The sequence below is a fragment of the Alkalicoccobacillus porphyridii genome, from assembly GCF_007293315.1.
In the GTDB taxonomy this organism is placed as follows: domain Bacteria; phylum Bacillota; class Bacilli; order Bacillales; family Bacillaceae_D; genus Alkalicoccobacillus; species Alkalicoccobacillus porphyridii.
Map to the genome: position 1 here is coordinate 1 of NZ_VLXZ01000115.1, position 326 is coordinate 326.

The window sequence follows — 326 nt, forward strand, 5'->3', positions numbered from 1 at the left end:
CGCTTTGCCGCGCAACGCTTCCCACTGCACCAGACACGCCAGAACCATGCCGACCGCCACCGTTAAAAAGACAGTGATCAGCGAGAACACCACGGTCCAGACGAAAATGGCGAGGAACGGTTTCTGAATGCCTTCGTCGGTAAAGACGCGGGTAAAGTTTTTCCAGCCGGTGGTCACGGTGTAACCGGGGCTTAGCTTTTCATCACCCCAGTTGCCGTCGGCGGTAATGGACTGGTAAAAGCCAATTTGGTTATTCGGACGATATTTCACGCCGCTCTGATTATTCGTCAACGTGCCGTCACCGTCGAGTGTGTAGAGCGGCTGCG

At 55.2% G+C, this 326-nt stretch carries 1 pseudogene; it reads right to left on the bottom strand.

The annotated features are described in order from the left end of the window. Positions 1-326 (bottom strand): annotated as a pseudogene (locus FN960_RS23730) (hypothetical protein); the annotation flags it as partial.